The organism is Hydrogenophaga sp. (genome assembly GCF_041633695.1).
Taxonomy (GTDB): domain Bacteria; phylum Pseudomonadota; class Gammaproteobacteria; order Burkholderiales; family Burkholderiaceae_C; genus Hydrogenophaga.
In genome coordinates, this window is sequence record NZ_JBFJMY010000126.1 from 1 (window position 1) to 10616 (window position 10616).

Below are 10616 nucleotides of genomic sequence, written 5' to 3' on the forward strand. Positions count from 1 at the left end.
CGCAAGACCTGTTTCTGGGCCCGGGCGCCAGCATCGACCTGCAGCGCGATTGGGTGGTGGTCCAAGCCGATGCCATGCCCGACGCCGGTGCCGCCGCCTGTGCCGAATACCGCTTGCAGCCACTGCCCGCACCGGCATCTGTGTCGGTACCACAGCCCTCGCGGCCGGCTCTGTTGCGTGCGCTGTTCTTGGTCGCTGGTCGGGTGCTTCGCCGCATCGGCCGGCCGGCGCCCGAGCACTTCGGTCGAGCCCGCGCCTGAACCAGGCCACGCCTTTCGCGTTGCGCCCTTCGCGCAGGCGTCAGGCCGTGGCGGTTGGGCGCAGAAAATCCCGGATCGCAAACAGCGTCGCGTCGCCCGCTTCGGTCATCTGGTGGTGGCCCACCGGCAGGTCCACCCGTTCCAGCGATTTGCCATGGGCTCGCGCGGCCTGGATCAGGGTTTGGGCCGCTTTGGGTGGCGTCATCTGGTCCACCGCGCCCAGCACGAACAGCACCGGGCAGGTGATTTGCGCCATGGCTTCTTCGCCATGGGCGTAGGTATCGCAGGCCACAAAACCCCGGTGGAACAGATTGACCGCCGTGTTGCTGGCCAACACGCGGCGGCCCAGCGCCATGCTGGTGCCGTAGACCCAGGTGCCAGGCCCGAGCGCCGAGGGCGAAGCGGCCAGCGTGCTGCGTGAGAACACATTGACCATGGTGAGCGCCTTCATCGGCTCGTGCAGCGCGGCTTCGATCAAGACCGGCGACACCTTCATCGGGTAGGCCGTGCCCACCAGCACCAGGTGGCTCACGCGTTCTTTCAGGCGCGCGGCGGCTTCGAGCGCGATCAGCGAACCCCAGCTGTGGCCCACCAGCGCAGCCCGCTGCACGCCCGCCGCATCCAGCAGCGCCGCCACGAAATCGGCGGCGGCCTCCACGCTGGCCGGTGCCTCGCCCGCGCTTTTGCAATGGCCAGGCAAGTCCACCGCCAGCACGTTCCAGCCGTGGTGGGCCAGGTAGCGGCTTTGCAGAATCCAGACGCTGTGGTCGTTGAGCACGCCGTGCACAAACACGACCGTGGGCAAGGCAGGATCAAAAGGCTTGCCGCCGGTGTAGCAATAGGTTGGGGCGCCGTTGACGGTCAGTTGCATGGAAAGGCTCCGGAGCAGAAGTGCATGTGTTTCAGGGGGCCGCCGTGGAACCGTCCTTCGTCAGGCTCAGGACGGGCCACAGGATGCGTACCCCTGGGGGGACGTCGCGAAGCGACGCAGGGGGAATCAACATTTCTCGGCGGACTTGAGCGCGCGCTTCAAGTCGTCGATCAGGTCGTCGGGGTCTTCCAGTCCGATCGACAGGCGGATGGTGCCCGCGCCAATGCCACCGGCGGCCAGGGCCTCGTCGCTCATGCGGAAGTGGGTGGTGCTGGCGGGGTGGATGACCAGCGAGCGGCAGTCGCCCACGTTGGCCAGGTGGCTGAAAATTTTCAAGGTTTCGATGAAGGCCTTGCCCTGTTCGCGGCTGCCTTTGAGGTCGAAGCTGAACACCGAACCCGCGCCCTTGGCGCCGTGGCGCAGCAGTTTTTCTGCCAGTGCGTGGCTGGGGTGGCTCTCCAGCAAGGGGTGGCCGACCCGGCTGACAAAGGGGTGGCTGGCCAGAAACGCCACCACTTTCTGGGTGTTGCTCATGTGCCGTTCCATGCGCAGCGGCAGCGTTTCTATGCCTTGCAGAATGAGCCAGGCCGTGTGTGGGCTCATGCAGGCGCCGAAGTCGCGCAGACCTTCGCGCCGCGCGCGCAGCAAAAAGGCGCCGACCGTGCTCTCCTCGCTGAACACCATGTTGTGGAAACCGTCGTACACCTCGGTGAGCTCGGCGAATTTGCCCGACTTTTCCCAATCGAAACCGCCGCCGTCCACCAGCACGCCGCCGATCACCGTGCCGTGGCCGCTCAGAAACTTGGTGGCCGAGTGGTAGACGATGTCGGCGCCGAGCTCCAGCGGCTTCACCAGATACGGCGTGGTGAGGGTGGAGTCGACCAGCAGAGGCACGCCCGCTTCGTGCGCGATGTGCGCCACGGTGGGCATGTCCAGCACGTCCAGGCCGGGGTTGCCCACGGTCTCGCCAAAGAACAGCTTGGTGTTGGGCCGCACGGCGGCGCGCCAGCCGTCGATGTCGCCGGGTTTCACAAACGTGGTGTCGATGCCAAAGCGGCGCATCGTGTAGTGCAGCAGGTTCTGGCTGCCACCATACAAGGCGGTGGAGGCCACGATGTGCGAGCCCGCACCCATGATGGTCGCAATGGCCAGGTGCAGCGCGGCCTGGCCGCTGGCGGTGGCGATGCCGCCTATGCCGCCTTCGAGCGCCGCCATGCGCTGCTCGAACACCGCGTTGGTCGGGTTGCTGATGCGGCTGTAGACGTGGCCCGCGCGTTCCAGGTTGAACAGCGAAGCCGCGTGCTCGCTGGATTCGAACACAAAGGAGGTGGTGAGGTGTATCGGTACGGCGCGCGCGCCGGTGGCGGGATCGGGCTGGCTGCCCGCGTGCAGGGCCAGCGTATCAAAGCCGGGGTCGGAATAGCCAGGCATGTCGGGTGTCTCCTTGTGTCTCCTGCGCTCGGGCCAACGCATGGTGGTGCGGCTTATTGTGGGCTATATTCAGGCACAGACCAGCCCTGCTGGAGACAAGCCCCATTGAGGAGAACAGCCATGAAAGTCAGCGACATCCTGCGCGTGAAGGGCGGCACGCTCTACACCGTTCAACCCGACGAGGCTTTGAGCAAGGCGGTGGAGATCATGGCCGGGTTCGATATCGGCTCCCTGGCGGTGATGGAGCACGGCGAACTGGTGGGCATGCTCACCTTTCGCGAACTGATACACACGCTTTCCCAGAACGGCGGCACGATCACCAACCGCAGCGTGCGTGCGGTGATGGACGACCACCCCATGACCTGCACACCCGAAACCGAACTGGAGCAGGTGCGCCCCATGATGCTGGAGCGGCACACCCGCTACATGCCGGTGATGGACAACAAAATGTTGATGGGCGTGATCAGCTTTTACGACGTGGCCAAGGCGGTCGTGGACAGCCAGAACTTCGAGAACAAGATGCTCAAGGCCTACATCCGCGACTGGCCCGAAGAAGAAGACAAGGGCGAGACCAGCCAGCTCTGAGCTGCTGCACCCGGGGCTTTGGCCGTCCGCAGTGCCCAACACAACGCCCCGTCACAGGGGCGTTTTGCTGGGTGGGTTCAACGCAACCGGTCTGGCCGCGTCAGCCCATGCTGGCGTGGATGGTGTCGCGCACGCGTGGGTAGATTTGCTGGTTCCACCGGCGTCCACTGAACACGCCGTAGTGGCCCACACCGGTTTGCACGTGGTGGGTTTTCAGGTAGGGCCGCACGTTTTTGCACATGTCCTGCGCCGCCACGGTCTGGCCGACCGAACAGATGTCGTCGCGTTCGCCCTCGACCGTCATGAGCGCGGTGCGCCGGATCGCGCTGGGGTCGACGGTGCGGCCCTTCCATTGCAATTTGCCCAGCGGCAGGTCGTAGGTCTGGAACACCTTTTCCACCGTCTCCAGATAGAACTCGGCGGGCAGGTCGTTCACGGCCAGGTATTCGTCGTAGAAGTTCTGGATCGTGGCCGCTTCTTCCAGCCGGCCTTCGTCCAGGTACTCGAACATCTGGCGGAACGAGGCCTTGTGGCGCTCGGGGTTCATGCTCATGAAGGCGGAAATCTGCACAAAACCGGGGTAAACCCGGCGCATGAAGCCCTTGTGCGGCAGCGGCACGTGGCTGATCAGGTTTTTTTCGAACCACTCGATGGGCTTGCTGATGGCCAGGCGGTTGACTTCGGTCGGGTTGACGCGGCAATCCACCGGCCCGGCCATGAGGGTGAGGCTGGTGGGCTGGGCCGGGTTGTCGTCCTCGGCCATGATGGACACCGCCGCGAGCGCGGCCACGCAAGGCTGGCAAACCGCCACCACGTGGCAGCCCGGGCCTATGGTCTCCATAAAACGGATCATGTAGCTGATGTAGTCGTCGAGCGAAAAGCCGCCGTTCAGCAAAGACACGTCGCGTGCGTTGTGCCAGTCGGTGATGTAGACGTCGTGGTCTTGCAGCAGGGTGCGCGCGGTTTCCCGCAACAAGGTGGCGAAGTGGCCCGAAAGCGGCGCCACCAGCAGCACCGGCGGTTGGTAGGACAGGCCGGCGTCGGCCTTGCGAAAGCGCAGCAGCGAGCCAAAGGGCAGGGTCAGGGCGAGCTCTTCGGTCACGGGCACTTCTTCGGCGCCCACGGTCACGCTGGTGATGTTGTAAGCCGGTCGCGAGTGGGTCAGGCGCATGCGCGACACCACATCACACACAGCAGACAGCTTGCGGCCCAGCGACTTTTCGGTGCGTTGCAGCCACGGTGAACCGCTGAGGTGCTGGGCCATGAGGCGCAAGGGCGACATCAGGTCGGATTGGGTCTGGTAAGCCTGATACAGCATGGTTGTCCTTCTTGTCGTTGGGTGTTGGTGTGCAGGCAAGTTGCGGGCCATGGTGCTATGCACACACACGGTGCGTCGGTGTCCCCGAGGTGTGGCACAGGGCTTGCGAGTGAAGCTCAAGAGGAGTACTTACACATGGCCAAAGCCGTTCTCACGATCAGCAGCAAGAACTACGGAGCCTGGGCCTTGCGTGGCTGGTTGATGGCCAAGCTGGCCAAGCTGGAGTTCACCGAGCACATCATTTCGCCCGACGATCCCGCGATGAAGGCCGAGATGCTGCTGCTGTCGGCTTCCATGCGCGTGCCCTCGCTGGACCACGACGGCGTGCACGTCTGGGACACGCTGGCGATTGGCGAATACCTCCACGAAATCAAGCCCAAGGCCGGTTTGTTGCCCGAAGTGAGGGCCGCCCGCGCGCATTGCCGCGCCATTTGCGGCGAAATGCATTCGGGCTTTTCTGCGCTGCGCTCCTCGCTGCCCATGAACATCAAGGCGCATTTCCCAGGCTTCAAAGTCTGGTCGCGCGCGCAGAGCGACATCGAGCGCATCGAGGCGATCTGGCGCGAATGCCTCGACACCTATGGCGGCCCGTACCTGTTTGGGGCCAAACCTTGCATGGCCGACGCCATGTTTGCGCCGGTGGTGACGCGCTTCATCACCTACGACGTGCCGCTGGACGCCGCCTGCGTGCTGTACTGCGAGCGCATCATGGCCTTGCCCGCGATGCGCGAATGGGTGGATGCCGCCGAGGCCGAGCCCGACGAGATCGACGAGCTGGACGCGGAGTTTTGACCCACCCCCGCCGCGCCGTGCGCGACCCCCTCAAAGCCAAGGGGGCGGCGCCTCACACGCGCGTCACTTCCAGGGCGTGGGCTTGGGCACTTCGCAAGCCGGCGGCTCAACGTCCACGGTCTTGAAATCCGCCGGCGACACGATTTCCAGGTACTCCATGTCGGGTGAATAGTCGAACAGGAAATGCCGGATGCCCGGGCGCTGGTGCACGCAGTCACCGGCCTCGACCAGGGTCACCTGGTCTTCGTACATGAACTTGGCCCAGCCTTTGATCATGATCACGATCTGGAAGTCCGCCTCGTGGCGGTGCCAGCCTGTGCCCTCGTCTGGCGGCTGGTTGGCTTTGACCAGGTGGGCGATCACCTGGCCATTGGTGGCGTCGGCAATACCCAGGTCGCGGTAGAGGAAAAAGTCGCGCAGCCCGCCTTCGACATAGGCGTTCTGGCTGGGTTTGACGTGGGAAAACTGGGTGGCGGTCCGGTCCAACATGATGCGCTCCTTGTGCGTGGGCAGACGTAGTTTGCTGCAATGCAGCATAAGCATGAAATGTTCCATCGTGTGTCCATCGGTTGTCAATGCGCCGAGTCCGGGCAGGGGTATTGCGCGGGCGCTTAGTCGGTGCATCGCGGGCCCGGTTGCGCACCAAGTTGGCGATGCTGCTGTTCCGCAGGGGTGCACCGTCCGTTGCCACCGGGGGCTTGGTGCCGCTCTGGGATAATCGCGCACATGAGCGGCAACACCTTCGGCACCTTATTCGCAGTCACCAACTTCGGTGAATCCCACGGCCCGGCCATTGGCTGCGTGATCGACGGCTGCCCACCCGGCATGGCGCTCAGCGAGGCCGACATCCAGCCCGACCTGGACCGCCGCCGTCCGGGTACGAGCAAGTTCGTGACCCAGCGCAACGAACCCGATGCGGTGCAGATCCTCTCGGGCGTTTACGAAGGCAAGACCACCGGCACCCCGATCTGCCTGCTGATCCAGAACACCGACCAGCGCAGCAAGGACTACGGCAACATCCTGCAGACCTTCCGGCCCGGCCATGCCGACTACACCTATTGGCAGAAGTACGGCATCCGCGACCCGCGAGGCGGTGGCCGCAGTTCGGCGCGCCTGACCGCACCCATGGTCGCGGCCGGTGCGGTGGCCAAGAAGTGGTTGAAAGAAAAATGGGGCACCGAGTTTCGCGGTTGCATGACGCAGATTGGCGCGCTGGAGATTCCGTTCGAAGACTGGGCCCATGTGCCCAACAACCCTTTCTTCGCGCCCGTGGCCGATGTCTCGGCCCTGGAGGCATACATGGGCGCGCTGCGCAAGAGCGGAGATTCTTGCGGCGCGCGCCTGCGTGTGACGGCGCAGAACATGCCGGTGGGCCTGGGCCAGCCGCTGTTCGACAAGCTCGACGCCGATATCGCCTACGCCATGATGGGCATCAACGCGGTCAAAGGGGTCGAGATCGGCGCCGGTTTTGCCAGCGTGGCGCACCTGGGCAGCAACCACGGCGACGCGCTGTCGCCCGAGGGTTTCAAGGGCAACAACGCCGGCGGCATGCTGGGTGGCATCAGCAGCGGCCAGGATCTGGAAGTGGCCATGGCCATCAAACCCACCAGCTCGATCCTGCTGCCGCGCGAATCCATCGACGTGGCCGGCCAGAGCACCGAAGTGGTCACCAAAGGGCGGCACGACCCGTGCGTGGGCATCCGCGCCACCCCGATTGCCGAAGCCATGCTGGCCCTGGTGGTGATGGACCACGCCTTGCTGCACCGCGCACAGTGTGGCGATGTGCAGGTGGTCACGCCCGACATCGCGGCGGCGGGCCGCATCTGATTTTGCCCGCCGGTTCGTGCGCCAACCCCACCCGTTCGGACCGAGCTTGCCCTTGGCCATGCTTGGGGTGACCGGCGTACAAACCCTTCGATCTTTCGACAGGCGCAGGACCGGTCAGGCGCCGCTCGAACGGAGTTTGCTGTGAGCCAGCGAAAGCAGCTCCTTCCTTTCGCAGCCCTGTCCGCCAGCTACTTCGCCCACATTGGTTTCTTCAACCCGTATTTGCCGCTCTGGCTCAAGGATCTGGGTTTTGGCCTGATCGCCATCGCCGTGCTGACCTCGGTGCAATCGGCCACGCGCCTGTTCGCGCCCTACGCCTGGGGCACGCTCTCCGACCGCACCGGCGAGCGCGTCAAACTGCTGCGCTACGGCGCCACCGTGGCGCTGCGGTTGTCGCTGGCGCTGTGGTTTCCACTGGGTGGTGTGGCGCTGTTCGTGGTGTTGCTGCTCATGTTCAGCCACACCAGCGCCATGATGCCCATGAGCGAGGCGGCCCTGGCCCATCTGGTGAGCCAGGGTGGCGCGTTCGACGCGCGGCGGTATGGTCGCGTGCGGGTGTGGGGCTCGCTGGGCTTTCTGGTCACGGTGGTGCTGGCGGGCTGGTGGTTCGAGTCGTTTGGCATGGGGTCTTTCCCGGGCTGGACGCTGGCCACACTGGTGGCCGTCACGGTCAGCGTGTGGTGTCTGCCCGACCACCGGGAGGCGGTTCACCACGAACACGACCACCCCGATATCCGGCCGGTGCTGCGCCAGCCTGCGGTGCGCTGGTTCTTTGCGTCGGTGTTCTTCCATGTGCTGGCGCACATCTTCATCTACGTGTTTTTCTCGCTCTACCTGGATGCACTGGGCTACAGCAAAACCGCCATTGGCCTGCTCTGGGCGGTGTCGGTGGTGATCGAGATCGGCTGGTTCTACACCCAGGGCCGCTGGTTGCCCAAGATGCCGCTCACCGCCTGGCTGGTGCTGGCTTCGGGCCTGATGGCGCTGCGCATGGCGCTCACCGCCGGGGTGCCCCTGGTGTGGCCGCTCTTGTTGCTGGCGCAAGCCTTGCACGCCATCACCTTTGCCGCCCACCACACGGTGTGCATCGCCTTGTTGTCCCACCATTTTCCGGGCCGGTTGCGCGGGCGCGGGCAAGCGCTGTACACCGTGGTGGGCTACGGTTTGCCGGGTGTCATGGGCGGCCTGGTGGGCGGGGTGATGAGCGCTTCGCTGGGCTTGGTCAGCGTGTTCTGGCTCTCCACCCTGTGTGCGCTGGTCGCGACCGCCTGCGCCTGGCGATTGCGGCGCCACAGTGTCGCCAGCGGGCATTGAGCCGGGGCCACCCCGCGCGTTTGCGGGCCGTTTGAAGCCTCTGCCACGGCCTGGAACGGGGTTTCCTTGCTGGCAGCAGGGCTAAGGGTATTCCTCAAGAAGACAGGTGCGCCAGTCTCGCTACGCTGCTGTTTGCTTGGCGAGCCATTTGGCGCATCGCCGCACCATCCAGTCGGAGGAGACCCCATGGTCAGCTTGAACGTCAACGGAAACACGGCATCGGTGGATGCCGAGCCCGATATGCCCTTGTTGTGGGCCTTGCGCGAAGATTTGAAACTCACCGGAACCAAGTTCGGCTGCGGCATGTCGCTGTGCGGCGCTTGCACGGTCCACCTCGACGGGCAGGCGGTGCGCTCCTGCACCACGCCCATTTCTGCCGCCGTGGGCAAGAAGATCACCACCATCGAAGCCATGAGCGCTACCAAGGCAGGCCAGGCGGTGCAAGCGGCCTGGGTGGCGCACGACGTGCCCCAGTGCGGCTACTGCCAGTCGGGCCAGATCATGAGTGCTTGCGCCCTGTTGAGCCAGAACGGCAAACCCAGCGACGGCGACATCGACGAGGCCATGAGTGGCAACCTGTGCCGTTGTGGAACATACAACCAGATCCGCGCCGCCATCAAGGACGCAGCGGTCAGCTTGAGCAAGGGAGCCTGAACATGAACCAGCTTGTCACGCCAGACGCTCCAGCGGGCGCACCGCTGCTCAACCCCACCCGCCGCGGATTCTTGGCCGGCACCGGCGCTGCCTTGGTGGTGGGTTTCACCTTGCCGCTGTCCGGGCGGGCCTTGGCGGCCAGCGATGCCGCCGCCTCGTTCAGCCCCAACGCCTGGCTGCGCATCACGCCCGACAACCGCATCACCGTGATCTGCGGGTCGTCGGAAATGGGGCAGGGGGTGCTCACCGCCATTCCGCAGCTCATGGCCGAAGAGCTGGACGCCGACTGGGCGCAGGTGGGCGTGGAGCAGGCACCCGTGAGCACCGCCTTCAACAACCCCGCCTTTGGCATGCAGGCCACCGGCGGCTCGACCACGGTGCGCGGCCATTGGGATGTGATGCGCAACGCCGGTGCCACGGCCCGCGCCATGCTGGTGGCCGCCGCCGCCGAGCAGTGGAAGGTGCCGGTGTCCGAATGCCGCACCGAAGCAGGCCGTGTGCTGCACAGCAGCGGCAAGGCGCTCACCTATGGGGCATTGGCGGAGGCCGCGAGCCGGCAAAAGGCACCCGAAAAGGTGGTGCTCAAAGACCCCAAAAACTTCAAGATCGTGGGCCAGCGCAAGAAGCGGCTGGACACCGTGGGCAAGACCAACGGCACGGCGCAATACGGGATCGACGTCAACCTGCCCGGCATGCTGGTGGCTGTGATGGCGCGCGCGCCCTTGCCGGGTGCCAAGGTGGTCAAGGTGGACGACAGCAAAGCCAAGGCGGTCACCGGTGTGAAGCAGGTGATCAGCTTGCCCAGCGGCGTGGCGGTGCTGGCCACCGGCTACTGGGCCGCCAAAAAAGGCCGCGATGCCTTGCAGGTGGATTGGGACTTGGGCGCACACACCGGTTTGTCGTCGGCCAAAGTGTCGGCCATGCTGACCGATGGTGCGGCCACCCCGGGCGCGGTGGCACGGCAGGAAGGTGCGGCAGACACCAAGGTCGCACGCACGGTAGAAGCCACCTACGAAGCGCCGTATCTGGCCCATGCGTGCATGGAGCCCATGAACTGCACCGCCTGGGTCAAGCCCGAAGGTGTGGAGGTGTGGGCCGGCACACAAAGCCAGGGCCCGGTGCAAGGCATTCTGGGCCAGGTGGCGGCGGTGGACCCGGGCAAGGTCAAGGTCAACACCATGATGCTGGGCGGGGGCTTTGGCCGCCGTTTTGCGCCCGACTTCGTGATCGACGCGACCCTGCTGTCCAAGATCAGCGGGGCGCCGGTGAAGCTCATTTATTCGCGCGAAGACGACATGGCCGCCGGTTTCTACCGCCCGGCCTCCGTGACCCGGTTTTCGGCCGGTTTCGCCGCCGACGGCAAGCTGAGCCTGCTGAAAGCCGGTGTGGCCTCGCCGTCCATCATGGCGGCCTCGGGCTTCATGAAAATCCCCGAAAGCGGGGTCGACAGCTTCGCCATGGAAGGCATCAACGACCACCCGTACGACATCCCCAACCAGCGGCTCGATTACAGCCGCCGCGAGCCCGGCCCCAACGTCTGGTTCTGGCGTTCGGTGGGGCATTC

General features: G+C 65.2%; 11 protein-coding genes. 7 read left to right on the top strand and 4 right to left on the bottom strand.

Annotated features, from left to right (window positions below):
• Positions 1–260 (top strand): hypothetical protein (locus ABYB95_RS09855; protein ID WP_372658306.1); only part of this gene is annotated, 260 nt, incomplete at its 5' end.
• Between the two features lie 40 nt (positions 261–300).
• Here the strand turns inward: ABYB95_RS09855 and ABYB95_RS09860 are convergent.
• Entirely contained in the window at positions 301–1131 is an 831-nt protein-coding gene (locus tag ABYB95_RS09860; protein ID WP_372658307.1) for an alpha/beta fold hydrolase, read from the bottom strand.
• A gap of 126 nt (positions 1132–1257) precedes the next feature.
• Positions 1258–2562 (bottom strand): O-acetylhomoserine aminocarboxypropyltransferase, encoded by a 1305-nt coding sequence (locus ABYB95_RS09865; protein WP_372658308.1) that lies wholly within the window; start codon positions 2560–2562, stop codon positions 1258–1260.
• 120 nt (positions 2563–2682) lie between these two features.
• Between ABYB95_RS09865 and ABYB95_RS09870 the strand changes: the two genes are divergently transcribed.
• Positions 2683–3147, top strand: a complete 465-nt coding sequence (locus ABYB95_RS09870) for a CBS domain-containing protein (RefSeq protein ID WP_372658309.1) — start codon at positions 2683–2685, stop codon at positions 3145–3147.
• A gap of 100 nt (positions 3148–3247) precedes the next feature.
• On the opposite strand, the gene ABYB95_RS09875 is transcribed toward ABYB95_RS09870, so the two are convergent.
• Positions 3248–4465: a polyhydroxyalkanoate depolymerase gene (locus tag ABYB95_RS09875; RefSeq protein ID WP_372658310.1), complete on the bottom strand. Its 1218-nt coding sequence runs from the start codon at positions 4463–4465 to the stop codon at positions 3248–3250.
• 135 nt (positions 4466–4600) lie between these two features.
• Here ABYB95_RS09875 and ABYB95_RS09880 point away from each other — a divergent pair, with 135 nt between their 5' ends.
• Positions 4601–5257, top strand: a complete 657-nt coding sequence (locus ABYB95_RS09880) for a glutathione S-transferase (protein ID WP_372658311.1) — start codon at positions 4601–4603, stop codon at positions 5255–5257.
• A 63-nt stretch (positions 5258–5320) separates the two neighbouring features.
• On the opposite strand, the gene ABYB95_RS09885 is transcribed toward ABYB95_RS09880, so the two are convergent.
• On the bottom strand, positions 5321–5746 hold the full coding sequence (locus ABYB95_RS09885) for a cupin domain-containing protein (protein WP_372658318.1): 426 nt from the start codon (positions 5744–5746) through the stop codon (positions 5321–5323).
• A 237-nt stretch (positions 5747–5983) separates the two neighbouring features.
• Between ABYB95_RS09885 and aroC the strand changes: the two genes are divergently transcribed.
• The 4 genes from aroC to ABYB95_RS09905 form a co-directional block, all read left to right on the top strand.
• Positions 5984–7084 carry a chorismate synthase gene (aroC, locus tag ABYB95_RS09890; RefSeq protein ID WP_372658313.1) on the top strand — a complete coding sequence of 367 codons (1101 nt, stop codon included), beginning with the start codon at positions 5984–5986 and terminating at the stop codon, positions 7082–7084.
• 141 nt (positions 7085–7225) lie between these two features.
• Positions 7226–8398: an MFS transporter gene (locus ABYB95_RS09895; protein ID WP_372658314.1), complete on the top strand. Its 1173-nt coding sequence runs from the start codon at positions 7226–7228 to the stop codon at positions 8396–8398.
• A 186-nt stretch (positions 8399–8584) separates the two neighbouring features.
• Entirely contained in the window at positions 8585–9052 is a 468-nt protein-coding gene (locus tag ABYB95_RS09900; protein WP_372658316.1) for a (2Fe-2S)-binding protein, read from the top strand.
• A gap of 2 nt (positions 9053–9054) precedes the next feature.
• On the top strand, positions 9055–10616 hold a 1562-nt coding region (locus ABYB95_RS09905), incomplete at its 3' end, for a molybdopterin cofactor-binding domain-containing protein (RefSeq protein ID WP_372658317.1).

Excerpts from the sequence above, each read along its gene's own strand:
- ABYB95_RS09860 (WP_372658307.1), bottom strand. The coding sequence starts at position 1,131 with ATGCAACTGACCGTCAACGGCGCCCCAACCTATTGCTACACCGGCGGC.
- ABYB95_RS09865 (WP_372658308.1), bottom strand. The coding sequence starts at position 2,562 with ATGCCTGGCTATTCCGACCCCGGCTTTGATACGCTGGCCCTGCACGCG.
- ABYB95_RS09870 (WP_372658309.1), top strand. The coding sequence starts at position 2,683 with ATGAAAGTCAGCGACATCCTGCGCGTGAAGGGCGGCACGCTCTACACC.
- ABYB95_RS09875 (WP_372658310.1), bottom strand. The coding sequence starts at position 4,465 with ATGCTGTATCAGGCTTACCAGACCCAATCCGACCTGATGTCGCCCTTG.
- ABYB95_RS09880 (WP_372658311.1), top strand. The coding sequence starts at position 4,601 with ATGGCCAAAGCCGTTCTCACGATCAGCAGCAAGAACTACGGAGCCTGG.
- ABYB95_RS09885 (WP_372658318.1), bottom strand. The coding sequence starts at position 5,746 with ATGTTGGACCGGACCGCCACCCAGTTTTCCCACGTCAAACCCAGCCAG.
- aroC (WP_372658313.1), top strand. The coding sequence starts at position 5,984 with ATGAGCGGCAACACCTTCGGCACCTTATTCGCAGTCACCAACTTCGGT.
- ABYB95_RS09900 (WP_372658316.1), top strand. The coding sequence starts at position 8,585 with ATGGTCAGCTTGAACGTCAACGGAAACACGGCATCGGTGGATGCCGAG.